22 protein-coding genes are annotated in these 24,301 nt (G+C 64.5%); 10 read left to right on the forward strand and 12 right to left on the reverse strand.

Annotated features, from left to right (window positions below; all coding sequences use genetic code 11):
• Positions 1-91 precede the first annotated feature (91 nt).
• Positions 92-985: an AraC family transcriptional regulator gene (locus BMI91_RS13885; protein ID WP_078571025.1), complete on the forward strand. Its 894-nt coding sequence runs from the start codon at positions 92-94 to the stop codon at positions 983-985.
• 104 nt (positions 986-1,089) lie between these two features.
• Here BMI91_RS13885 and adh read toward each other — a convergent pair whose 3' ends face one another.
• The 4 genes from adh to BMI91_RS13905 form a co-directional block, all read right to left on the reverse strand.
• On the reverse strand, positions 1,090-2,616 hold the full coding sequence (gene adh, locus BMI91_RS13890) for an aldehyde dehydrogenase (RefSeq protein ID WP_078605471.1): 1,527 nt from the start codon (positions 2,614-2,616) through the stop codon (positions 1,090-1,092).
• Between the two features lie 268 nt (positions 2,617-2,884).
• Complete coding sequence (locus BMI91_RS13895) at positions 2,885-5,263, reverse strand: S8 family peptidase (protein ID WP_158522165.1); 2,379 nt, start codon at positions 5,261-5,263, stop codon at positions 2,885-2,887.
• 482 nt (positions 5,264-5,745) lie between these two features.
• The gene (locus tag BMI91_RS13900) at positions 5,746-6,564 is read right to left on the reverse strand and encodes a GNAT family N-acetyltransferase (RefSeq protein ID WP_078605475.1); all 819 of its coding nucleotides are present in this window, start codon (positions 6,562-6,564) and stop codon (positions 5,746-5,748) included.
• Positions 6,561-7,247 carry a GntR family transcriptional regulator gene (locus tag BMI91_RS13905; RefSeq protein ID WP_078605477.1) on the reverse strand — a complete coding sequence of 229 codons (687 nt, stop codon included), beginning with the start codon at positions 7,245-7,247 and terminating at the stop codon, positions 6,561-6,563. The genes BMI91_RS13900 and BMI91_RS13905 overlap by 4 nt, the downstream gene beginning before the upstream one ends.
• Positions 7,248-7,475: 228 nt before the next feature.
• Between BMI91_RS13905 and BMI91_RS13910 the strand changes: the two genes are divergently transcribed.
• From BMI91_RS13910 to BMI91_RS13930, 5 genes are all read left to right on the forward strand, one after another.
• On the forward strand, positions 7,476-8,450 hold the full coding sequence (locus BMI91_RS13910) for an ABC transporter ATP-binding protein (RefSeq protein WP_078571021.1): 975 nt from the start codon (positions 7,476-7,478) through the stop codon (positions 8,448-8,450).
• Positions 8,451-8,481: 31 nt separating this feature from the next.
• The gene (locus tag BMI91_RS13915) at positions 8,482-9,747 is read left to right on the forward strand and encodes an ABC transporter substrate-binding protein (RefSeq protein WP_078605479.1); all 1,266 of its coding nucleotides are present in this window, start codon (positions 8,482-8,484) and stop codon (positions 9,745-9,747) included.
• 75 nt (positions 9,748-9,822) lie between these two features.
• Positions 9,823-10,680, forward strand: coding sequence for an ABC transporter permease (locus tag BMI91_RS13920; RefSeq protein WP_078601352.1), 858 nt, complete (start codon positions 9,823-9,825; stop codon positions 10,678-10,680).
• Between the two features lie 3 nt (positions 10,681-10,683).
• Positions 10,684-11,520 carry an ABC transporter permease gene (locus tag BMI91_RS13925; RefSeq protein WP_078520767.1) on the forward strand — a complete coding sequence of 279 codons (837 nt, stop codon included), beginning with the start codon at positions 10,684-10,686 and terminating at the stop codon, positions 11,518-11,520.
• A 6-nt stretch (positions 11,521-11,526) separates the two neighbouring features.
• Positions 11,527-12,177 carry an aspartate/glutamate racemase family protein gene (locus BMI91_RS13930; RefSeq protein WP_078605481.1) on the forward strand — a complete coding sequence of 217 codons (651 nt, stop codon included), beginning with the start codon at positions 11,527-11,529 and terminating at the stop codon, positions 12,175-12,177.
• Between the two features lie 49 nt (positions 12,178-12,226).
• Here BMI91_RS13930 and BMI91_RS13935 read toward each other — a convergent pair whose 3' ends face one another.
• The 4 genes from BMI91_RS13935 to BMI91_RS13950 form a co-directional block, all read right to left on the reverse strand.
• On the reverse strand, positions 12,227-13,198 hold the full coding sequence (locus tag BMI91_RS13935; protein WP_078520769.1) for a GAF domain-containing protein: 972 nt from the start codon (positions 13,196-13,198) through the stop codon (positions 12,227-12,229).
• Positions 13,199-13,323: 125 nt separating this feature from the next.
• Positions 13,324-14,058: an RlmE family RNA methyltransferase gene (locus BMI91_RS13940; RefSeq protein ID WP_078520770.1), complete on the reverse strand. Its 735-nt coding sequence runs from the start codon at positions 14,056-14,058 to the stop codon at positions 13,324-13,326.
• Positions 14,058-15,203 carry a Ppx/GppA phosphatase family protein gene (locus BMI91_RS13945; protein WP_078520771.1) on the reverse strand — a complete coding sequence of 382 codons (1,146 nt, stop codon included), beginning with the start codon at positions 15,201-15,203 and terminating at the stop codon, positions 14,058-14,060. Before BMI91_RS13945 ends, BMI91_RS13940 begins: the two co-directional genes overlap by 1 nt.
• A 131-nt stretch (positions 15,204-15,334) precedes the next feature.
• Entirely contained in the window at positions 15,335-16,393 is a 1,059-nt protein-coding gene (locus BMI91_RS13950; RefSeq protein WP_078605483.1) for a sensor histidine kinase, read from the reverse strand.
• A gap of 297 nt (positions 16,394-16,690) precedes the next feature.
• Here BMI91_RS13950 and BMI91_RS13955 point away from each other — a divergent pair, with 297 nt between their 5' ends.
• The gene (locus BMI91_RS13955; RefSeq protein ID WP_078520773.1) at positions 16,691-17,044 is read left to right on the forward strand and encodes a hypothetical protein; all 354 of its coding nucleotides are present in this window, start codon (positions 16,691-16,693) and stop codon (positions 17,042-17,044) included.
• Here BMI91_RS13955 and BMI91_RS13960 read toward each other — a convergent pair.
• The 3 genes from BMI91_RS13960 to BMI91_RS13970 are packed head-to-tail and all read right to left on the reverse strand — an operon-like array spanning position 17,041 to position 19,144.
• A complete protein-coding gene (locus BMI91_RS13960) occupies positions 17,041-17,562 on the reverse strand; it encodes a gamma carbonic anhydrase family protein (RefSeq protein WP_078605485.1) in 522 nt (173 codons plus the stop codon). The two genes, BMI91_RS13955 and BMI91_RS13960, sit on opposite strands and share 4 nt — an antisense overlap.
• Positions 17,559-18,203, reverse strand: a complete 645-nt coding sequence (gene gmk, locus BMI91_RS13965; RefSeq protein WP_078605487.1) for a guanylate kinase — start codon at positions 18,201-18,203, stop codon at positions 17,559-17,561. The genes BMI91_RS13960 and gmk overlap by 4 nt, the downstream gene beginning before the upstream one ends.
• A 5-nt stretch (positions 18,204-18,208) precedes the next feature.
• Positions 18,209-19,144 (reverse strand): YicC/YloC family endoribonuclease, encoded by a 936-nt coding sequence (locus BMI91_RS13970; RefSeq protein WP_244176644.1) that lies wholly within the window; start codon positions 19,142-19,144, stop codon positions 18,209-18,211.
• 174 nt (positions 19,145-19,318) lie between these two features.
• Here BMI91_RS13970 and BMI91_RS13975 point away from each other — a divergent pair, with 174 nt between their 5' ends.
• Positions 19,319-20,083 (forward strand): PAS domain-containing protein, encoded by a 765-nt coding sequence (locus BMI91_RS13975; protein ID WP_078605488.1) that lies wholly within the window; start codon positions 19,319-19,321, stop codon positions 20,081-20,083.
• Between the two features lie 146 nt (positions 20,084-20,229).
• Here the strand turns inward: BMI91_RS13975 and BMI91_RS13980 are convergent, their stop codons facing one another.
• Positions 20,230-21,600, reverse strand: coding sequence for a class II 3-deoxy-7-phosphoheptulonate synthase (locus tag BMI91_RS13980; protein WP_078540799.1), 1,371 nt, complete (start codon positions 21,598-21,600; stop codon positions 20,230-20,232).
• A gap of 222 nt (positions 21,601-21,822) precedes the next feature.
• On the opposite strand from BMI91_RS13980, the gene BMI91_RS13985 reads away from it, so the two are divergent.
• Entirely contained in the window at positions 21,823-22,851 is a 1,029-nt protein-coding gene (locus tag BMI91_RS13985; protein WP_093477140.1) for a GlxA family transcriptional regulator, read from the forward strand.
• A gap of 191 nt (positions 22,852-23,042) precedes the next feature.
• Entirely contained in the window at positions 23,043-24,227 is a 1,185-nt protein-coding gene (locus BMI91_RS13990) for an ABC transporter substrate-binding protein (protein WP_078550210.1), read from the forward strand.
• The last annotated feature ends 74 nt before the right edge of the window (positions 24,228-24,301 follow it).

Below are 24,301 nucleotides of genomic sequence, written 5' to 3' on the forward strand. Positions count from 1 at the left end.
ACTGGGCGCCGGGGCTTCTGTGGAAAATTCCTTGGTTCACGCGAGAGTTGCGGGCTATCCTCCCGCCGAAATCGCGTAGGATCAAAGCATCGTGAAGCTCTTTTCGACACCGCCCCTCTCCCAGCTCTCGCAGGCCAAAACCGTGAAGCCCGGCGCGAGTGGCTCGCCCGGCCCGGCGCAGACCGCGACCGACCTGCCGAGCCCTCCGAGTGAGCCGCGGCTGGTGCAGATTGCCCATCTCGCCAAGGGCGGGCGCTGGCGGGTCGAGGCGATGCGCGCCCATTCCGAGCCCTGCCTGCTGTGGTTCTCGCGCGGGCAAGGCCGGATCACGCTGGGCGGTGTGACCCGCGGCTACGGCCCCAATAACGCGATCTTCATCCCGCCGGGCGTGATGCACGGCTTCGAGATTTCCAACCAGACACACGGTCAGGCCCTGTTCTTCGGCCGCGACACCGACATCACTCTGCCGCCTGCCGCCCATCACCTGCGCATCCGCGAAGCGATCGCGCAGGGCGAGATCGGCTCGATCTTGGAGGCGATCCAGCGCGAAAGCGAAAGCACGCGCCCTGCTGCCGACCGCGCGCTGCGCAGCCATCTGGGCCTCTTGAGCGTCTGGCTCGAGCGACAGATCGCGAGCAACGCGAACGAGGCGATCCGCCCGAGTGCTGCGCGCCGTCTGGTCACGCGCTACGCCGTTCTGGTCGAGCGCGAGTATCGCGCGGGAACGCCAGTCGCGGATATCGCGCGCGAACTGGGCGTCACACCCACGCATCTGTCGCGCGCCTGCCGCGATGCCTGCGGGAAATCCGCGCTGGAGCTGATGCAGGAACGGCGTCTGTATGAAGCGCGTCGCCTGCTGCGCGACACACCCGTCCCGATCAAGGATATCGCGCAGCTCTTGGGCTATCGCAGCCCGGGCTATTTCTCCCGCGCCTTCCAGGCCGGCACCGGCAGCACTCCGAACGCCTTCCGCCGCGCGAGCTGACCCGCGCCGGGACAGGCCACCTGCCCGATCTTTTCCGACCCAGCGACACGAAAAAGGGCCGCGCCTTTGCAGACGCGGCCCGGGGTTTGGGGAGGTAAACCCTATCAGAAGAACCCGAGCTTGTTCGGGTTGTAGCTGACCAGCATGTTCTTGGTCTGCTGGTAGTGATCGAGCATCATCTTGTGGGTCTCGCGACCGATGCCCGATTGCTTGTACCCGCCAAAGGCCGCATGGGCCGGATAGGCGTGGTAGTTGTTGACCCAGACGCGACCTGCCTCGATCCCGCGCCCGAAGCGATAGGCACGCGAGCCGTCACGGGTCCAGACACCGGCGCCAAGGCCGTACATCGTGTCATTGGCGATCTCGAGCGCCTCGGCCTCGTCCTTGAAGGTCGTGACCGACACCACCGGGCCGAAGATTTCCTCCTGGAAGACACGCATCTTGTTGTGGCCCTTCAGGATCGTCGGCTGGATGTAGAAGCCGTTCGCCAGATCGCCGTTGAAGCGCGCGGCGTCACCGCCGGTCAGCACCTCGGCCCCTTCTTCGCGACCGATGCTCAGGTAGGACATGATCTTGTCATGCTGCTCCTGGCTGGCCTGCGCACCGACCATCGTCTCCATCGCGCGGGGATCGCCCTGCTTGATGGCTTCGACGCGGGCGATGCAGCGCTCCATGAACTTCTCGTAGATGTCTTCCTGAATGAGCGCACGGCTCGGGCAGGTGCAGACCTCGCCCTGATTGAAGGCGAAGAGCACGAAGCCCTCGATCGCCTTGTCGAGGAAGGCGTCATCCTCGGCCATCACGTCCGAGAAGAAGATGTTGGGCGATTTGCCACCCAGCTCGAGCGTGACCGGGATCAGGTTCTCGGTCGCGGCCTGCATGATCTTGCGGCCCGTCGCGGTGGAGCCGGTGAAGGCGATCTTGGCGATACGCGAGGAGCTCGCGAGCGCCGCGCCGACTTCCGCGCCATAGCCGTTGACGATGTTCAGGACACCATCGGGCAGCAGGTCGGCGATGACTTCCATCACGACGAGGATCGCCGCCGGGGTCTGCTCGGCCGGTTTCAGCACAATGCAGTTGCCCGCCGCCAGAGCCGGCGCCAGTTTCCATGCCGCCATCAGCACCGAGAAGTTCCACGGGATGATCTGACCCACGACGCCCAGCGGCTCGTGGAAGTGATAGGCGACGGTGTCGTTGTCGATCTCCGACATCGTGCCTTCCTGGCTGCGCAGAACGCCCGCGAAATAGCGGAAATGGTCGACGGCGAGCGGAATGTCGGCCGCCGTGGTCTCACGGATCGGCTTGCCGTTGTCCCAGGTCTCGGCGGCGGCGATCAGGTCGAGATTTTCCTCGATCCGGTCGGCGATCTTGAGAAGCACGTTCGAGCGCTCGGCAGCCGAGGTCTTGCCCCATGCGTCTTTCGCAGCATGGGCTGCATCGAGCGCGGCTTCGATATCCTCTGCGGAGGAATGCGCGACTTCACAGACCTTGCCGCCGGTGATCGGCGTGATGTTGTCGAAATACTTGCCGTTTTTCGGGGGCACGAACTTGCCGCCGATGAAATTGTCATAACGGTCGCGGAACGGCGACACCGAAACGCCTTTGAACTCGGGCGTCATGTCGTTGGCCATTGGTCTTCCTCCCAGATTTGAGCGCAACCGACAGGGCTGCGCGCCATGGAGATCAGACTGCCCAACCGCGCGCCCTGCGCATAGCCGCTCTGCGCTGGTGGAATGCATCATCTGTCTCGCGCCTGAGACAGGTGCAGCCGCAGCATTGAGAATTTGCCGGGGCGCTGAGACTATCGAAGACGGCGTGTGTCGCGCGCGCGTCAGGAAGCGAAGTCCTGAGACACGTGGATATCACGACGGCAAGTCGTTCAGGACAGCCCAAGCCGGATCAGAAACGCGCCGTCCATCCCAGCGAAACCCCCATCGCCGAACTCTGTCCCGGCTCGTAGACGAGCCCCGCACCGAGCCGCCCGATCCCGGCCTTGCGCGAATAGCCGATCTGCAGGTCGGGCTGAGGCGCCACGCTTTCGATATTCACCGAGGCTGTCGTCATCACGACCTTTTCGGAGCGCGTATTTCCGATGGCTGCGCCGACAGCGGTCGGAACGCTCATCGTCAATTTCCCCGAGGCGAGCGCGATCGGCGTCGAAACCCCGACAGAGAGGCGGTCGTCCCCGGTCAGAAACCCGGTCTTGCTCAGGCCAATGGCATAGGCATTCGACCGCAGCCCGCTCCCGGATTGGAGCAAGCCGTTCCCGGAGAAGCTCGAACTGCCATTCGCGGCCGTAAGCTCGAGAGTTGCCCCGTCTCCGAGAGCGACATTCATCCCGAGCTGTACGAAATGGGTATTGCTCGAAAGGCCGCCGCCGAACGCGCCCCCCACCGAGGTGCCCAGGAAACCGCCGTCTTCGTGCAGATTGCCGACGGTCATGGAAAGCGTGCTGGCGCCGAACCGGGCGTTGAGCGAGCCGGCGATATATTGAGAGCTAACATCGCCCGCGCCGCCGCCTGCCTGCGAAATCGAGGCCGATATGCCATCGCCGAGACCGATTTCGTAGTGAAGCGCGGAGTCGGTGTCGAAAGATTTCAAATAAGGCGCGGCCATCGCGGCACTGTCGACCCATTTCGTTCCGGCAATCGCGGAGCTGTCGCCATGCGACAGCGACAGGGTACCGGTGCCCGCGCTGAAATTGACCGGAGCGGTCGGCCCCATCGCGAAAATCTCGGTGGAGGCCTGCGCGGCGCGGGCATCGGCATAGTCGGCCACGAAGCTGCTCGCCGCCACGTGATAGCCGCGATCATAGGCATCCGTGACGATCATCCGCTGACTGGAGAGTGTCGCGCGCAGGGCGCCTGCGACGCCGCGGGTTGCGCTGATCGTGCTCTGGGTGGCCGGCACGGACGGGCCGTCGAGCGAGCTTGTCGTCTCGACTTTCAGCGTTCCGGCCGGTGCCTGAGCCTGTCGCAGATTGAGCGCGCCCCAGCCATAGATCGGGTCGATCCCCACCGCACCGAGATCGGTTGCGCTGTTTTCGAGGATCTGCACGATCTGCTGACCGGTGAGCTCGGGGAACTCGCTCTTGAGCACCGCAACCGCGCCGGTGACATAAGGCGTCGCCATCGAGGTCCCGCTCATATAGGCGTAATCGCTTCCAAGATCGCTCGGGTAGGTCGAGAGGATATCCACGCCCGGCGCGGCGAGGCAGTAATTCATCGCCTCGCCACAGCGGTTGGAAAAACTGGCGATCTGGTGGTTGCTGTCGACAGCGACGACGCCAAGGATCGAGCCTTCCATTTCCGGAAAATACTCCGGCAGACCCGCCATCAGGCTCGGATTGGCTCCACCGTCATTGCCCGCGGCGAACACGCTGACCATGCCCGCCTTTGCCGCCGCGTCGAGCGAGTCGATGGTGGCCGACCCAAGCTGTTGGCGGATCTGGTCGGCGCTCGAAAACTGGTCGATCGTGAGTGTCTTGTTATTGCCGTCGACATAGGCCCAGCTGTTGTTCATCGAGACCGCACCGGCATTGACCGAGCGCGTGACCGCATCGGCGTAGCTGCCCGCAGGCACCGAGCCTCCGACGCCTTGCAGGATCATCAGCTTGGACCCCCAGGCGATCCCCTCGATCCCCTGCCCGTTCTGCACACCGGCAACGATCCCGGCCACATGCGTGCCGTGCCCGTCGGTGTCGGTGACGTCAGAGGTGTTGTCGAAATAGCTGTAGGAGAGCGCGCCATCGATGTTGCCAGCGAGATCGGGATGGGTCACATCCGCGCCGGAATCGTAGATCGACACGAGCGTTCCCAGCCCATAGGCCCCCTCGGCGTAGCGATAGGCTGCCTCGGTCTGCGCAAGGCCGCCGCTTGCATAATACTCGTCAGTCTCAAAACTGCTGACGCTGCCGCCAGTGCCGGTATACGGCGCGTTGCCCGAGGGCGGCGGCTGGGTGTTGCTCGAGGAGCCGGATGAGCTCGAGGACCCGCCTCCTCCTCCTCCCCCCGCAGCGGCGGCCAGCCCCACCACACCGAGGCCAAGGAGCAAGAGCATGCTGTTGGAGCCAGTCACGGATGTCGTGCTTGCCGCGGTATTTGCCGCAGTATTTCCCGAAGTGGTATCAGGCGAACCGGGCGCAGCGGCGGGAGCCTGCGCGAGACCGTAGGAGACCGTCGTGCGACCCGCGAGCGCGATCCGCTGAGTGAGATCCTGTGCATGCACCTGTGTGACGGCAAGCGAGGTCAAAGCCGTCGCCGCCAGAATACGTCCCATCGTCATCAAGATCCCTTTCGCGGAAAAATGCCTGCTTCGCGGAAGTCCGGTCTTCTTTTTCTCTGGATAGCCTCAGCGATACTGTGCTTCTCCCCTTGCTTCAACGACACTTGAGTTAAGCATCGGTTAAACGCGCTGGCATGTGTTGATCGCGACGCAGGGAGCCCTCGGAAAATTCATCAGGGCGCGCTTGGAAACGCAGGAGACAGGGTGCGAAATCTCAATGTTTCTTGGCCCGACTTCGCGACGTCGCGGATGGCGGAAGGTCGGATGCGCTGCGCCTCGCAAGCATGCCGGTCGCTTCGGATACACGAACAATTGAAACGTCATCGCGGCGCTCGGTCGGGTTGCATTGGCCCCTTTCGGCACAATCTGCAGCGTAGCGGGTCGCGTACCGCGGCGCGCGACGTTAAGCGAACCGCGCGCATCTATGACAGAACAGGCGGCCAAACGCCCCGCGTCTGACTTACGTCGATGCGCGCTCAACCAAGCTCCATCGTTGCGATGGCCTGCAAGGATGCCGTCGTCTTCGGAGCGGTGCCGCGATACATGCGCGCCGTCTCGAAAGCCGGGGTGAAGCCGCAGTCCGACAGACGGGCCCTGAGTGCCGCGTTGTTCTCAGGCAGATCGATTGAGACGGGCGCTACTGGAAAACGGTGCGCCGCGGCGCGTGCCAGCCGCATTGCATCGTCACTCCGCACGGCAATGATCGGCCCGATCTTGAGCCCCTCGCGACATTGCCGCACGGTCGCGAAGCCTGTGCCATCGCTGAGCCAGACCGTCTGGCGAGATGGGCCGGGGGCGAGCCAGCAGCTCAGGAAAGCGTCTCGCCGCACGCCAGATGCCTGCGCATCAAGCGCAATGAGGTGCTCCAGGTCAGAGGGCTCGGCCAGCACGACGCCTGTGTCGTCTTCGCGCGAAAGCATGCCCGTGAGCCGCAAGCTCGCGCCCTGACGTCGGAACCCGGAACGCGCGTAATTGTCCTGCTGCGCGGCCACGCCATCGAGGCCGACGCTGCGATCTCCCGCATGGCGCAGCGCATGTTGCCACAGGGCGAACCCGATGCCCTGCCCCCGGACCTCGGGTTTGCAGATATAGAGACCCAGAAACGCATTATTCGCATCATGAATGACCACAGAAATCGCGGCCACAGGCGCACCATCCACCTCCGCGACGAAGACCCCTTGGGGATCGGCTGCGTAGAAAGCCTCGGCATCCGCGAGGCCGGGGTTCCAGCCCTCGGCGGCGGCCCAGTCGAGAACCGTCTCCAACTCTGACAGATCGGCATGACGCAGGATCATGCCCCCAAGGCCTCGCGCAGGCTGGCAGGAGCGGAGGTGCGGTTTCGCAAGTCGAGAGAGCTGAGGAGGTCGAGAAGGTGATTTTTCATCAGCTCCTCCGCCAAATCGGAATCGCGTTCCGCGAAGGCGCGCATCAAGGCATGGTGGGCATGGCTTTCGCACAGGGCCCCGCGCCGGTGCCAATAAAGCGCGATGATCAGCGAAGACCGCGCGACCAGCTGGGTGATGAAATCGGTGATCGTGGCCTGATCGGCAATCCGTGCGATCTCGAGGTGGAACTGCCCCGAGAGAAAGAGCGCCCGGCCCGCCTCGCCATCGTCGATCGCCGCGTGCTCTTCGTCGATGTGACGTTGAAGCGCCGCGAGGTCGTCCTCGGTGATCCGCTCGGCCGCCGAGCGCGCGGTGCGCGGCTCGAGCAGAGCGCGCGCCTCGAACACCTCGCGCGCCTCGCGCACCGTGGGCTGCGCGACATAGGCCCCGCGGTTGCGCTTGAGTTCCACCAGCCGGTCATGGGCCAGCCGCTGCAGCGCGGCGCGGATGATGGTCCGCGAGACACCGTATATCTCCCCCAGCTCCTCTTCCGACAGCTTTGTGCCCGGCATCAGCCGATGCTCGTGAATCGCGAGCGCCAGATCATTGGCGATCGTATCGGGCATCGGGGCGGCGGGGAGCGGGTCGTTCATCTTGAGTTCCTTTCGTTCACACGATGCCCCGGGCGATCCGCGGAGGACAAGCTGGATCACTTCGATTCGGATTGTATACAATGTTGTGTCGTAATTTTGCGCATGCAGAAAATTTTTCTGCTCAAATTCGAGGCAAGGTCGGATTCACGGCACCGTGAGTTCGGAAAATGATGGCGAGCTGTCCGGTTCGCACCGAAGGCTGAACCCAGATCAAAGGGAAGCGATGCGATGCGAACGGCACATGATCTCGAGCTGGTGAACCTGACGAAGCGCTACGGCGACACGGTCGCGGTGGACGCGATCAATCATGTCTTCGCGCCGGGCAGCTATGTCTGCCTGCTCGGCCCCTCGGGCTGCGGCAAAAGCTCGACCCTGCGGATGATCGCGGGCCATGAAAGCGTGAGCGAAGGCGCGATCCGCCTGAACGGCGTTGATATCTCCGCCCTGCCCCCGGCCAAGCGCGGCACTGCGATGATGTTCCAGAACTACGCGCTCTTTCCGCACCTTTCGGTCAAGGACAATGTCGCGTTCTCGCTGCGGATGAAGGGCGTCGACAAGACCGCGCGCCATGCCAAGGCGATGGAGCTTCTCGAACTCGTCGATATGGCGCATCTCTCCGAGCGTCTTCCCACGCAGCTTTCCGGCGGGCAGCAGCAACGCGTCGCGCTGGCGCGTGCGCTGGTCACCGAACCGGAAGTTCTGCTTCTCGACGAACCCCTTTCCGCGCTCGACCCCTTCCTGCGGGTGCGGATGCGTGCCGAGCTCAAGCGGCTGCAGCGCGAGCTCGGCATCACTTTCCTTCATGTCACCCACGGGCAGGATGAGGCGCTCGCGCTCGCCGACGAGGTCGTGGTCATGAACAATGCCGTCATCGAACAGGCCGGACCCGCGCGCGAGGTGTTCAACACGCCCCGGACCGAATTCGTGGCGCGCTTCATGGGCGGCCACAACGTGGTCACGCTCGACGGGAAGCTCCATGCGATCCGCTCGGATGCGGTGCGCCTTGGCGCCGAGGGGATGCCCGCGACGGTCAGCGCGATCGAATATCAGGGCGACCGCGTCGCGGTGACGGCCCAGGCCGAGGGCCAGGAGCCGATCATCGCACTGATGAGCGACGAGGCCTTCTATTCAAACGACATAAACCCGGGCGAGCAAGTGCGTCTTGCTTGGGATGAGGGGCGGCTGCACCGCCTCCGTGCCTGAAATCGACACTCCAACAGAGGGATAAGTGACAATGTCGAAAACCGGTTATACCCGCCGCTCGATTCTCAAAACCGGGGCGGCCGCGCTTGGCGCCTCCGCCTTCCCGGCGCCGATGATCTGGGCGCAGGAAATCAAGAACATCACGCTGCGCCAGTTCGGCACGGGCGTGTCGAACCTCAATGACGTGGCCAACAAGGTGAAGGAAGACCTTGGCTTCACGCTCGAGATGACCGCGCTCGATTCCGACGCGGTGACCCAGCGCGCGGCAACCCAGCCCGACAGCTTCGACATCGCCGATATCGAATACTGGATCTGCAAGAAGGTCTGGCCGACCGGCAACCTGCAGGCGATGGATACCTCGAAGATCAAGAATTACGACAAGATCGTCGGCATCTTCAAATCCGGCAAGCTGACGCCCGAGAGCGTGATCGCCCAAGGCACCGCGCCCTCGACCGTGGGCTTCGTCGAGGGCCCCGGCGGCACCACCTTCGCCGATCAGGAAACCGGTTGGATGACGCTGATCCCGACCATCTACAACGCCGACACGCTGGGCATCCGTCCCGACCTGATCGGCCGCCCGATCGAGAGCTGGACCGAACTCCTGAACCCCGAGTTCAAGGGCAAGGCTTCGATCCTCGACATCTCCTCGATCGGCATCATGGACATGGCCATGGTCTGCGAGGCGATGGGCGAAATCCAGTATGGCGACAAGGGCAACATGACCCGCGAAGAGATCGACAAGACCATGGCGATCTTCACCGAAGCGAAGAAGAACGGCCAGTTCCGCGCCTTCTGGAAGACCTTCGACGAGAGCGTGAACCTGATGGCCTCGGGCGAGGTGGTGATCCAGTCGATGTGGTCGCCCGCGATCACCGCGGTGAAATCGCGCGGAATCGACTGCGTCTACCAGCCTCTGAAAGAGGGCTATCGCAGCTGGGGTGGCGGTCTCGGCCTGTCGAAGTCGCTCTCGGGCATGGAGCTCGATGCGGCCTATGAATACATCAACTGGTATCTCTCGGGCTGGGTCGGCGGCTACCTGATGCGTCAGGGCTATTACTCGGCCGTGCCGGAAACCTCGAAGGACTTCATGTCGGACAACGAATGGGGCTACTGGTTCGAAGGCAAGCCCGCGACCGATGTCATCACCAGCCCGACCGGCGACAAGCTGGCCGAAGCCGGCGAGACCCGCGACGGCGGCTCCTTCTACGACCGAATGGGCCATGTCGCGTGCTGGAACGCCGTGATGGACGAGAACCAGTACATGGTTCGCAAGTGGAACGAGTTCATCGCCTCGTGATGACCGATGGTGGGGGGCTATCCGCCCCCCATACCCCCCGAGGATATTTGAGCCAAGTCGAAGGGCAGGATCGCGATGAAAGTGACCCGCGAGACAGTGACGGGATGGTTGCAGGCGGCGCCCCTGACGGTGGTGCTGCTGGGCTTTCTGGTCGCGCCGATCATTACCATCGTGATCGTCAGCTTCTGGCAGGCGACCGAGTTCTCGATCATCCCCGCCTTCAGTCTTGAGAATTACGAGTTCCTGTTCGGCTCGCCGGTGACCTACAAAGTCTTCGCCGCGACCTTCAAATACGCCTTCCTGACATGGGCGATGACACTCGCGATCGGCTTCACCGTCGCCTATTACCTCGCCTTTCACATCCGCAGCCAGACGATGCAGATCGCGCTGTTCCTGCTTTGCACGATCCCGTTCTGGACCTCGAACATCATCCGCATGATCTCGTGGATCCCGTTCCTCGGGCGCAACGGCATCGCGAACCAGACGCTGATCTCCTGGGGCGTGATCGACCAGCCGCTGGAGTGGCTGCTCTATTCCGATTTCTCGGTGATCCTCGCCTTCGTGCATCTCTACACGCTGTTCATGGTGGTGCCGATCTTCAACACGATGATGCGGATCGACCGCAACCTGATCGAGGCGGCGCGCGACAACGGTGCGAGCGGGTTTCAGACGCTGGTTCATGTGATCATCCCGCTGACCAAACCCGGCATCATGATCGGCACGATCTTCGTGCTGACGCTGGTGATGGGTGATTTCATCACCGTGCGGTTCATGTCCGGCTCCCAGCGGGCCAATGTCGGGCGCCTGATCTCCAACGATATCGCGCTGCTGCAATACCCGTCTGCGGCCGCCACGGCGGTGGTGCTGCTGTGTACCGTGCTGATCGTGATCGGGATCCTGCTGCGCTTCGTCAACATCCGCAAGGAGCTCTGAGCCATGGAGAAACGTCCGCGCAGCTTCTATGTCCTGACCGTCATCTTCGCGCTTTTCGTGCTGTTCCTTTACGGGCCGACGATCACCATCGGCATCCTGAGCTTTCAGGGCCCCGAGGGCGGGCTGACCTTCCCGATGCGGGGCGTCTCGCTCAACTGGTTCCACGAGCTGTTCCAGCAGCAGGCCGTGGGCGATATCTGGGGCGCGTTCCGGCGGTCCTTCATGCTCGGCCTGTTGGTCATGGTGACGACGGTTGTCGTCTCGGTCATGGCGGGCCTCGCATTTCGCAAGAAATTCCCCGGCTCCGGCATTCTGTTCTACCTGACGATCGCCTCGCTGGTGATCCCCTCGATCCTCATCTCGCTGGGCGTGGGGCTGATCTTCAACCAGCTCGGTCTGAAGGTGCATTGGGCGACCTCGGGCTTCGGCTCTCAGCTGACCTGGACGCTGCCCTTCGGCCTTCTGATCATGTTCGCAGTCTTCAACCGGTTCGACAAAAGCTTCGAGGAGGCCGCGCGCGATCAGGGCGCGAGCGCATGGCAGACGATCCGCTTCGTGGTCCTGCCGATCATCGCGCCGTCGCTGATCGGGGTGGCGCTGTTTGGCTTCACGCTGAGCTATGACGAATTCGCGCGCACGCTGTTGACGGCGGGCAGCTACAACACGCTTCCGCTCGAGATCTTCGGGATGACGACGAATGTGACGACGCCCGTGGTCTATGCCCTGGGCACGCTCACCACGGCGTTTTCGCTGCTGATCATCGGGGCGTTCCTGATCGCCGCCTGGATCATGGCACGGCGGCGCGCCAGGCTTGGCTCGGATGCCGGGAAAGGCGTTTGATCCCAGATGCGCATTCTCTACATCAACCCGAATTCGACGGCGTCGATGACCGATCAGATCGTGGGCATCGCGCGGGCAGCACTACCTGACGCCGAGATCGTCGGCTGGACGAATGCGGAGGGGCCACCGGCCATCGAGGGGCCCGAGGATGGCGCGCATGCCGTGATCGGGCTGAAGAAACTGCTGCCCGAGGCGAAGGGGATTGGCGCCGATCTGATCGTGATCGCCTGTTTCGACGATACCGGGCTCGACGAGCTGCGCGCCGCCGCCCATTGCCCGGTGATCGGGATCGGTCAGGCCGCCTACGTGATCGGCGCGCTGGCGTTCGGGGCGTTCTCGGTGGTGACCACTTTGCAGGTGTCGGTGCCGGTCCTTGAGGAGAACATCGCGCAGTACGGGCTTGCGGGCGCGTGCATCGCGGTGCGCGCGAGTGGCGTCCCGGTGCTGGCCGTCGAAGAGGGATCAGAGCCGGTCCGCGTGCGCCTCTCCGAGGAGATCGCCGCAGCCGGGAAGGAAGGCGCGCGCGCTGTTGCGATGGGATGCGCAGGCATGTCGCATCTGCGCGCCGATCTCTTCGAGCGAACCCGCGTTCCGCTGATCGACGGGGTCATCGCCTCGGCGCATCTGGCGCGCGCGATCCGGGCGACCCTGAATTGAGAGCAAACGCGTCCCTGAGGGCGAAGCACCCTGCCCGTCGACCTGCCACTCAGACGCCGAGATTGAGCGCCTTGGCCTTGCGGTAGAACGTCGCCCGCCCGATGCCGAGATCGCGCGCGGCCGCCGACACATTGCCGCCGTTGCGGGCCAGTGCGCGGGCCATTTCGGAGCGTTGCGCCTCTTCCAGCCCGTTGCGGATGCCGTGTTCCAGCAGGTCCGACGCCGGAAGCTGGCCGATCTGCCCCGCCTCGATCCCGAGATGCCGCCGCGCGGCGCGGGTGGCGCCGACGACCAGATCGTCGCGGTCGAGCGCCAGCAGCATCACGCCCTGCGCCCCGGTCTCGCCCGAGCCGGTCGAGAGAATGCGCGCGCCGTCATAGGAGGCGCGGAACAGGTCCGCCTCGATCCGGTGCGCCGCGTCCTGCACGGTCAGCGCGACGAGCCGGGCATAGCCCTCGGTCATGTCCGAGCGCGCGGAGCTGACATCGATCACCCCCGCCAGATCGCCCTGCGCACCGAAGATGGGCGAGCCCATGCAGGTCAGGACGGTGTTGCGGGTGCGGAAATGCTGATCTCGCCAGACGGTGACGGGGCGCGCCTCGGCCACGCAGGTGCCGATGCCGTTCGTGCCCTCGACCCCTTCGGACCAGTCCGAGCCGGGCGCGAGATTCGAGGAATGGAAGTCATCGACATCGGCGTCGCGCAGCCGCTCGTCCAGCACCAGCCCGCCCGCATCCGACAGCAGAACCGTGCAGCCCGCATCGCCTGCCGCCCGCGACAGACGGTCGAGCACCGGCGAGGCGATCCGCATCATCAGCCCCGCCCGCTCGCGCCTCTCGCGCATCTCGGCCTGGGTCAGACGCTCGTTGCGCCCGCCGGTTTCGGGGTCGATACGGTGATGGATCATCGAGCGGCGCCAGCTCGCAGCGAACCCCGCCCGCGTGGCGGATTTCGGCGAAGAGACGACCTCGCGCACGATATCGGCATGTTGGCGCGGAACGCCCGTATGCAGTGACGGCATGCGAAAGCCTCCCTCTCTTGCGCAGCCTATGAAAGCTCAAGCAGGTTAGGCCGATTCGGACCTTACACAACGTAAATTCCCGCTGAGCGGCCCGGCACCTGTCTCAGCCGTGAGACAGTCGCGGCTCAGTCCTCCTCGTGCCGCCGCCCGCGAAATCCTTGGGCGACCACGAATTTCTCCGAGCTGTCCGAGCGCGAAGCCGGTGGTTTCACATTGGCGACCTTGGTGAAGTTTTTCTTCAGGATCGTCATCAGCCCCTGCTCCGCACCGCCTGCGAGGACCTTGGCGACGAAAGTGCCGCCCTCTTCGAGCACGTCGAAGGCGAACTCCGCCGCCGCTTCGCACAGCGTGATGATGCGCAGGTGATCGGTGTTCTGGTGCCCCGAGGACGAGGCCGCCATATCCGACATCACCACATCCGCAGACCCGCCGAGCCATTCCTTGACCTTGTCGTCGGCGCCTTCCTCGAGGAAATCGAGCACATGGATCTCGGCCCCCGGGATCGGATCGACCTCCTGCAGGTCGACGCCCAGAACGGTGCCGACCTTCTTGCCCGATTTCTCGCCCAAGGCGTTCACGCGCTTGACGGCCACCTGACACCAGCCGCCGGGCGCGCAGCCCAGATCGACCACCCGCGCGCCGGGCACGAGAAAGCGATACTTGTCGTCCAGTTCGAGGATCTTGTAGGCCGCGCGTCCGCGATAGCCCTCTTTCTTCGCGCGCTGCACGTAAGGGTCGTTGAGCTGCCGCTCGAGCCAGAGGGTCGAGGACAGCCTGCGCCCCTTCGCCGTCTTCACGCGCACGCGCAGGTCGCGCTGCCCGCGTCCGGAAGTGTTCTTGCCGCTGGGTGTCTTCGCCATCATTTCATCTCTTCTAACACGCCGTCTCCGGCCATTTGCGCATAGAGGAGCCCCTCGCGCAGGCCACGGTCGGCAATGGACATCTGGTCGGTGGGCCAGACCCGCATCAGGGCCTGCAGGATTGCAGCCCCCGACATAATCAAAGTGTGCCGGTCGCGCCCGATCCGCGGATCCGAGCGCCGCCCGGCGGGGCCGAGTTGCAGGAAGGAGCGGATCACCGCGTCGATCTCTCCCGAGGTCATCGTCAGCCCGTCGACCCGGTTGCGGTCGTAACGCTTCAGGTTGAGGTGGCAGGCCGCAACGGTGGTGACGGTGCCCGAGGTGCCGATGATCTGGAACCCGTCCTGCGGGCTGCCCGCCGCATAGGGCGTGAAGTCCGCGAGCTTCTCCTCGAAGAACCAGCTCATCAGCGCAAAGCGCGCGGCATCGTCCTCGACATCGGCGAATTGATCCTTGAGCGTCGCGACCCCCAGCGGCACCGAAATCCAGTCCACCACCCGCGCCGCCGGGTCCGGCCCGTCGGGCTGGTTGAACCCTTGCGAGAGCCGCATGATCGCGCGGGCGCGGTCGCCGGGCGGCACGTCCTCGAGGTCGATCCAGACCAGCTCGGTCGAGCCGCCGCCGATATCGACCACCAGCACTTGCTCGGAATTGGGTGACACCAGCGAGGCGCAGGAGATCACGGCCAGCCGGGCCTCTTCCTCGGGCGGGATGATCTCCAGCGGCAGGCCGGTCTCGCGGCGCACATAGCGGATGAAATCGCGCGCGTTCTTGGCCCGGCGGCAGGCCTCGGTCGCCACAAGACGCATCCGGGTGACCCCGTGGGTTTCGATCTTGCGTCGGCAGATTTGCAATGCCTGAACGGTCCGCGACATCGAGCTGCGCGACAACCGGCCATAGGTTTCAAGACCTTGGCCCAGCTGGACGGCTTTTGAGAAGCTATCCACCACCTGAAACTGAGAACCCCGTGGACGGGCAATCAGCATCCGGCAACTGTTGGTGCCAAGGTCGAGAGCGGCATATAGCCCCTCGCCGGACTTGGCGGATTTGGTCGCGGGGGACTCGACCTGAGCCGGTTTCACCGCCCGCGCGGGCGATGCAGCTGTCGGGAGCGCGCCCGCCGACCGGGGACGCTTGGGCGCCATGATTACGCCCTCCGATTTGAAGTTGCTCTAAAGCTATCGGTTTGCGCCTCCCGGTTCAAGGGAGCGCGACGCGGAAGTGATAGAAGGTCGGCGCTTTTCGCGGGGCGCAACCGGGTCGCCCCGGCGCGCCCTCAGACCGCGGGCAGGATCACCGTGAAGCAGCTGCCCTCGCCCTTCTTGCTATCGACGCGGAACCGGCCACGGTGGCGCGCCACGATATGCTTGACGATGGCGAGCCCCAGCCCGGTGCCGCCCTTCTCGCGCGAGCGGTGGGTGTCGACGCGGTAGAAGCGCTCGGTGATGCGCGGCAGATGCTGCTCGTCGATCCCCTCGCCGCGGTCGATCACATCGACGCGATAGGCTTTGCCGCGCAACACCGGTTCATGCGCGATCGCGGAGACGCGCAGCCGCACCTCGCCGCCCTGCCCGCCATATTTGATCGCGTTCTCCACGAGGTTCGAGAAGACCTGCGTCAGCTGATCGGGGTCGCCCTGCACCGGCAAGGCCCCGGTCTCGCCCTCGGAGATCAGCTTCACCTGTGCCGCCTCGGCGACGGGTTCAAGCGTCTGCGTGACGCCCTTGAGCACCAGCGCCAGATCGACCTTGGTTGTCGGGCGCATCCGTTCTTCGCCCTCGACGCGGCTCAGCGACAGAAGATCGCCCACCAGACGGTTCATCCGCGCGGCTTCGCGCTCCATGATAGACAGGAACCGATCGCGCGCCGCCGCATCGTCGCGTGCGCTCGAGCGCAGCGTCTCGATGAAGCCCATCAGCGCGGTCAGCGGCGTGCGCAACTCATGGCTGACATTGGCCACGAAATCGCGCCGCATCGCCTCGGCGGTCTCCAGCGCGGTGATGTCCTCGAAACTCGCCAGAACCGAATTCGTGGAAAGCGGGCCTTCCGGCGCGGGCGGCAGCGGAGAGAAATGCACCAGCGTGATCGTCTCGGCCTGACCGGTGGGATGCAGCCGCAGGCGCACCGGATCGGGCCGCGCGCCGCGAAGCGCCGCGCTGACTGCCGCGCCGAAACCGGGCTGGCGCAGCACCGTCACATAGGGACGCCCGAGAAACTGCGTACCGAACAGACGGTTGGCCGCGACATTGCCCTGCGCGATCCGCTCGTCGCGCCCGATCAGCAAAACCGCGCTCGGCAGCGCGTCGAGAACCTGTCCGATCGCCCCTTGGCTCATTGCCATGCCTCCCCGCCTGCCATCGCTGTCGCGGCAAGGTTTGAGCGATGCGGCGCGAGCTGTAAAGCCTTGCCATGCCCGAAAAACCGACCCCTGCTTCGGTTTTGCAACTCACGCTTCGCAGTCAACAATCAGTGCCTTGTGAAATAAGTGAAAAAACGCTAAACCTAGGCGTGTATTTCATGGGATCTTTCCGGATCCCGTCACTTACACCGCGGGGGCGATGAGGTTTGCACTATTACTATGTCAAGAACCCCCCGTTCCCGTCTCGCCTTACAAGCCGTTCTCTTTCAATGTGTGAAGGCGTCTGAGACCAGCAACCTGCTGCTGGTCGACCCTGCGCGTGAGCTGCCGTCTTCGCTCAAAGAGATCTCCGGCCAGGCGATTCAGGTGCTTCAATACGACCAGATCACCGCGCAAAAGATGGTGAAGCTGCGCCCCGAACTGGTGCTGGCTCCGCTTCTGTCGGAGAGGTTCGACATTCTCGACCTCGCGAAGCGGCTCGAGGAATTCGGGTTCACCGGCAAGCTGCGAGCCTATTCCCGCCCGCTGCCCAATATCTCAGCCATCCGGCAGGAGGTGCGCGCCGCGCATCCCCAGCTCGACTTCGACATCTTCACCCTGCCGGTAGATGAGTTTCGCGACAATTAACCGATCGCTTTGAGCCCCTTCGAGAAGCGCGCGGCATTCTCGCGATAATGTGCGGCGGAGCCCAGCAGCGCCTGCAGTGCCTTCTCGTCAAGCTGGCGGACCACCTTGCCCGGCGCGCCCATCACGAGGCTGCCATCGGGGATTTCCTTGCCTTCGGTGATCAGCGCGCCCGCGCCGATCAGGCAGCCCTTGCCGATCTTCGCGCCGTTGAGCACCGTCGCCCCCATGCCGATCAGCGAGCCGTCCCCGATCGTGCAGCCATGCAGCATCGCCTTGTGGCCGATCGTGCAATTCGCGCCGATCACCAGGGGAAAGCCCATATCGGTGTGGCAGACGACGTTCTCCTGCAGGTTCGAGCCCGCACCCACGCGGATTTCCTCGTTATCGCCGCGCAGAGTGGCGCCGAACCAGACCGAGGCCTCGGTCTCCAGCACCACCTTGCCGATCAGATTGGCGTCGGGCGCGACCCATGCGTCTTCGGCGATTTCGGGGGCGATCCCGTCCAGTTCGTAAATCATCTTGCCTCGAACTCCCTGTTCAGTTTTCGCACGAATTCACTCAACCCGGTCTGACGGTCGCGGCGGCTGCGCTCGGCGGTCAGGATGGTGCGCAACTGCTCTTCGGCGCGGTCGAGATCGTCATTGACCAGAACATAGTCATATTCAGACCAATGGCTGATTTCGGCGAGCGATTTTTCCATCCGGCCGTTGATCACTGCATCGCTGTCTTGCGCGCGGCTGCGCAGCCGCTCTTCCAGCGCCGCAATCGAGGGCGGCAGGATGAAAATCGAGACCACATCCTTGCCCAGCGAGGAATTGCGGATCTGCTGCCCGCCCTGCCAATCGACGTCGAACAGCGTATCGCGCCCCTCGCCCATCGCGGCCTCCACCGGGCCTTTCGGCGTGCCGTAGAAATTGCCGAACACCTCGGCATGTTCCAGCATGTCGCCCTGATCGACCATCTTTTCGAACTCGGCGCGGGATTTGAAGAAATACTCCACCCCGTCGCTCTCGCCCGGACGCGGATCGCGCGTCGTGGCCGAGACCGAGAAGCGCAGCGTCGAGTCCCAGTTCATCAGCCGCTTGGCCAGCGTGGATTTGCCTGCGCCCGAGGGCGACGAAAGGATAATGAGAAGGCCGCGGCGGTTGGTATCGGGCATCAGTATTACTCTACGTTCTGGATCTGCTCGCGCAGCTGGTCGATCGCGTATTTCAACGCCAGACCGATCCGCGTCAACTCCGCATCGCCCGATTTCGAGCACAGCGTATTGGCCTCGCGGACGAATTCCTGCGCCAGAAATTCGAATTTGCGGCCCACGGGTCCGGTCTCGGCGAGCAGCGCACGGGCGGCTTCGACATGGACGCGGAGGCGCTCGATCTCTTCGGTGACATCGGCCTTGATCGCGATCAGGGCCAGTTCCTGCGCGACCCGGTCGGGATCGGCCTCGGTGGCCTCCATCACCCGCGCAAGGGCGGCCTTCAGCGTCTCTGCAGCCTTCGGGGCACGCGCGGCGGCGGCGTCAGCGGCCTCATCGGTCAGCGCGGCGATCTCGTCGATGCGCGCGGCCAGCAAGGCGCCGGTCCGGGCGCCCTCTTCGCGGCGCATCGCGACGAAACTCTCCAGAACGGGCTCGAAACTCTCAAGCAGTGCGGCCAGCAGTGCCGCGGGATCCTCGATCGTGCCGCCCGAGTGATCGACCACTCCGCGCATCGCCATCAGATCGCTCGGCTTGAGCGGCGCCAGCGCCACGCCCTTGCGCTCGGCGGCGCGCTCGACCCTGTCGACGGCAGCAAGGGCGGCATTGAGCACGTCGGGCTCGATCCGCATCGCGGCACTGCCTGCGGCCTGCGTGAGCTTGAGGTTCAGCGTGACATTGCCCCGCGCGACGCGTTCGCCCACCGCCTTGCGCAGAGCCGGCTCCAGCCCCTCGATATCGGGCAGCCGCAGCCGCAGGTCGAACCCTTTGCCGTTGACCGAGCGCAGATCCCAGCTCCAGTCATGCCCCGCGCCGCTCCCCTGCCCGGCGGCAAATCCGGTCATCGAGACCGTGGCGGCGGCGGGCGCCCCCTCCGGGCGCGGCTCTGGAGCGGGTTTAACCATTTAAGAGTTTCTTTCCCCATGTGACGAAAAAATGGCCTAACTTGGCCTTGGTAAGAGTTCAGTAACGATTTCGCCCTGACGGTCAACCGCAAGGCGGCACATGCCGCCCGATCGCCGGGCGCGAGACAGCCACCCCGCGCCAGCGCCGCGCGGGACGAAGTAAGGGTGATTGAAATGGATCGCGAGACCGACAGCAACGCCGCATCCCCCGCCTCGGCCAAAGGTCGCCGGATCGGCAACGAGCTGCGCGCCTATTGGGAGGCGCTGCTGGCCGGCCGCCCGATACCCGCCCGCGCCGATATCGATCCGCGCGGCATCGACCGCGCGCTGGAATTTGCCTTCATCCTCGAACGGGTCGCGCCGGGCATGGGGCGGTTTCGTCTCGCAGGGCAGCATATCTGCGACCTGATGGGAATGGAGGTGCGCGGAATGCCCCTGACCTCGCTTTTCGCACCCGAGGGCCGCAAGCAGATCGCCGATCTGACCGAGGCCGTCTTCGCGCGCCCCGCCATCGCCGAGGCGCAGCTGGTCTCGGAGGCCGGGATCGGCAAGCCGGGGCTCGCGGGCCATCTGGTGATGCTGCCGCTGACGGATGATTTCGGGGCGGTTACGCGGGTGCTGGGATGTTTCGTGGCAGAGCCGCTGCGCAATACGGGCGAGGCGGAAGACATCCACGATGCAGGCCGCGCTCCGCGCCGCTTCACGGTCACGGGCGCCCGGATCAAGCCGCTGGAGATGCCGCCCCAGCCCAAACCTGCCGGACGCGATTTCCGCGCCGCGCCCCAATTCGAGCAGCCCGCACCGATGCCCGCCAGCTCGGGCTTTGCGGAGAGCCAAACGCCCTACACGCCACGCCCGAAAACCCGCGCCGAGCATCTGGCCGAGATGACGCCGGACGAGCGCCGCGCGATGTTCCGGGTGGTGCGTCAGGAGGGGTAAAGAAGCCCTCGCCAAGCCGCTCAGCTACAGCCCGCAACTCCCTGTCACGCTTTGATTATTCTCTGCAGCGCCACGCATGAAAAAGGCCCGGACACCAAGGTCCGGGCCAATCAATCCGTTGAAACCTGCCGCAGCGCGGCGCGCGCTTATTGCGACGCCGCTTTCGCGAACTTGCGGCGGTCCTGCAGTTCCTCGGCGACGAGGAAGGCCAGTTCCAGCGACTGGCTCGCATTCAGACGCGGGTCGCAGGCGGTGTGGTAGCGCGAGGACAGATCGCCATCGGTCACGGCGCGCACGCCGCCGGTGCATTCGGTCACGTCCTTGCCGGTCATCTCGAAATGCACGCCGCCGGGGATCGTGCCCTCGGCTTTGTGGATCGCGAAGAATTCCTTCACCTCGCGCAGCACGGACTCGAACGGGCGGGTCTTGAAGCCCGAGGCCGATTTGATCGTGTTGCCGTGCATCGGGTCGCAGGACCAGACGACATTCGCGCCCTCGGCCTCGACCGTGCGGATCAGGCGCGGCAGGTGATCGCCGACATTGCCCGCGCCGAAACGCGCGATCAGGGTCAGACGGCCCGCCTCGTTTTCCGGGTTCAGCTTCTCCATCAGCACCTTGAGGTCGTCCTCGGTGGTGGTGGGGCCGCATTTCAGGCCGATCGGGTTCTGCACGCCGCGTGCGAATTCGACATGCGCGCCGTCGGGCTGACGGGTGCGGTCGCCGATCCAGAGCATGTGGCCGGTGCCCGCGATCGGCAGGCCGGAGGTGGAATCGATGCGGCAGAGCGCCTCTTCATATTCCAGCAGCAGCGCCTCGTGCGAGGTGTAGAAATCGACCGAAGCCAGCTCATGCGCGGTTTCCGAGGTCACGCCCGCGGCCCGCATAAAGTCCATCGCCTCCGAGATCTGATCGGCGACCTGACGGTATTTCTCGGCGTCGTCGGCATCGGTGAAGCCCGCGATCCAGCTTTGGACGCGGTGGATATCGGCGAAACCACCGGTCGAGAAAGCGCGCAGCAGGTTCAGCGACGCGGCCGCCTGCGTGTAGGCCTGCAGCATCCGGTTCGGATCGGGCAGACGCGCCTCCGAGGTGAATTCGAAGCCGTTGATGATGTCGCCGCGGTAGCTCGGCAGCTCGGTGCCGTCGATGGTCTCGGTCGGTGCCGAACGCGGCTTGGCGAACTGCCCCGCCATGCGGCCGACCTTGATGACCGGAACCTTCGCGCCCCAGGTCAGCACGACCGCCATCTGCAGCATCACCTTGAAGGTGTCGCGAATGTTATCGGCCGAGAATTCCCCGAAGGACTCGGCGCAATCGCCACCCTGCAGCAGGAATGCTTCGCCGCGCGCGGCTTTCGCCAGCTCCGACTTCAGCGTGCGTGCCTCGCCCGCGAAGACCAGCGGCGGCATCCGCGACAGCTGTGCCTCGACAGCGTTCAGCGCCCCCTGATCGGGATAGTCGGGCATCTGAACCCGCGGTTTCGCGCGCCAGTCCGATTTGCTCCAACCCTTGCCCATCTGATCCTCCAAAAGCGTGGTCGTTTCATTCGGCGCCGCTTATAGACGGCGCGGGTCAGGGAAACAAACCCGAAATTGCATTTCCGCACGCCTGCGGGCCCCTCCGTAAGTTCCCCCTCTTGCGGCGGGCACCAATTTCCTGTTTCGGTGATTCACCACAGATGACGGATTGACGACATGCCTGATCCCCGCCCCACCCGTCGCCCAGCCCCTTCGCAGGGGATGATCCGGATCGCCCCGGACGCGCGCCAGCGCTCGGTCGTCTTCATGCTTCTCGACCGGTTCACGATGATGGCCTTCGCCAGCGCGATCGAGCCGCTGCGCCTCGCCAATCAGGTTTCGGGCCGCACGCTTTATACGTGGAAACTGGCCTCGGAAACCGGCGAGGATGTCACCTGTTCGAACGGCACGACCTTCCGCACCGATATCGGGCTGGAGGAACTGGGCCGCGATACGATGGTGCTGGTCTGCGGCGGCATCGACGTGGCCGAGGCGGTCACCAAGCCGCTTCTGAACTGGCTCCGGCGCGAGGCACGGCGCGGCGCGGTGATCGGGGGCCTGTGCACCGGCTCTTATGCGCTGGCCCGCGCAGGCCTGCTCGACGGCAAACGCGCGACGATCCATTGGGAGAATGTCGACGCTTTCGCCGAGGATTTCCCCGATATCGAGCTGACCAAGGGCGTCTTCGTGATCGACGGCAACCGGGTGACGACGGCGGGCGGCACCGCCTCGATCGACCTGATGCTGCGGCTGATTGCCCGCGATCACGGCGAGGAACTGGCCAATACCGTCGCCGATCAGCTGATCCATTCTTCGATCCGCTCGGATCGCGACACGCAGCGGCTGTCGATTCCCACCCGGATCGGCGTGCGCCACCCCAAGCTCGCGCAGGTTATCGGCCGGATGGAGCGCAATATCGAAGACCCGATCAGCCCCGCGACGCTCGCGACCGAAGTGGGCATGTCCGCGCGCCAACTGGAGCGGCTGTTCCGTCGCTACCTCAACCGCTCGCCGAAGCGCTATTACATGGAATTGCGGCTGCAAAAGGCGCGTAACCTGTTGATGCAAACGGAAATGAGCGTGATCAACGTCGCCATGGCCTGCGGCTTTGCGAGCCCGTCGCATTTCTCGAAATGCTACCGCGCGCATTACCAGACCACACCCTACCGTGAACGCGGCGCGAGCGCTGCGGGCGAAAAGGAAAGCTTGGACTCCACCGTCGATTTAGGGCCGGAAGACTCGCTCGACTGAAAATTGCGCAATCGCCCCCCGCGGCTTTCACGAATTTGCACATAACCCCAAATTGCCGTTACGTCGCATTGCGCGCGCCTTGACCTTCGGGTCCGTTTTTCGCGTCATCGCGCCACTCGCGGTTCTTCACATTTGACGAACCGCGCACTAACCTCGCGCAAGAACGCGAGTTCCAACACGGGAGTGAACACATGAAAAAACTGCTTCTGGCTTCGGCTGCGATCGCGCTTGGCGCGACTGGCGCATATGCCGATGACGTGAAGATGGGCGTCCTGCTGGGCTTTACCGGCCCGCTTGAATCGCTCGCCCCGCCGATGGCGCAGGGTGCCGAGATGGCGATCAAGGAAGTCTCCGATTCCGGCAAGCTGCTGGGTGGCGACACCGTGACCGCAGTCCGCGGCGACTCGACCTGCGTCGACGCAGCAGCCGCGACCGCGGCAGGCGAAACGCTGGTCACCACCGACAAGGTCGCTGGCATCATGGGTGCAATGTGCTCGGGCGCGACCACCGCTGTCCTGCAAAACGTCGCCATGCCGAACGGCGTCGTGATGATCTCGCCCTCGGCGACCTCGCCGGCACTCTCGACGCTCGAAGATGACGGTCTGTTCTTCCGCACCGCTCCGTCGGATGCGCGTCAGGGCGAAGTCATGGCCGACGAAATCCTCGAGAAGGGCATCAAGAACGTCGCCGTGACCTACACCAACAACGACTACGGCAAGGGTCTCGCCGACAGCTTCGAGAAGGCCTACAAGGCCAAGGGCGGCAGCGTCACGATCTCGGCCGCGCACGAAGACGGCAAGGGCGACTACTCCGCTGAAGTCGCATCGCTCGCTTCCGCAGGTGGCGACGCGCTCGTCATCGTCGGCTATATCGACCAGGGCGGCTCGGGCATCCTGCGCGGCGCGCTCGACACCGGCGCCTTCGAGACCTTCGTCTTCCCGGACGGCATGGTCAGCCAGACGCTTGAGGACAATTTCGGCTCGGAAATCAACGGCTCCTTCGGCCAGCTTCCCGACTCGGCAGGCGACGGCATGAAGACCTATCTCGGCATGGCCGAGAAAGCCGGGTTCGACGGCTCGTCGGCTTATTCGGGCGGCGCCTATGACGCGGCGGCTCTGATGCTGCTCGCGATGCAGGCGGCGGATTCCACCGACCCGAAAGTCTACAAGGACAAGGTCATGGAAGTCGCGAACGGCCCCGGCGAGAAGATCTATCCCGGCGAGCTGGGCAAGGCGCTCGACCTGATCAAGGAAGGCAAGCCGGTCGACTATGAAGGCGCGACCGCCGTCAACCTGATCGGCAATGGCGAAGCCGCGGGCACTTTCCGCGAAATCGCGATCAAGGACGACAAGATCGAGACGGTGAAATACCGCTAAGCGGTCATCAGAGCTGAAGCAGCCCGGAGCGATCCGGGCTGTTTTCAATTATAAAACAACAAGATGCGGCGTGA

This window comes from Thioclava sediminum (assembly GCF_002020355.1).
Lineage (GTDB): Bacteria > Pseudomonadota > Alphaproteobacteria > Rhodobacterales > Rhodobacteraceae > Thioclava > Thioclava sediminum.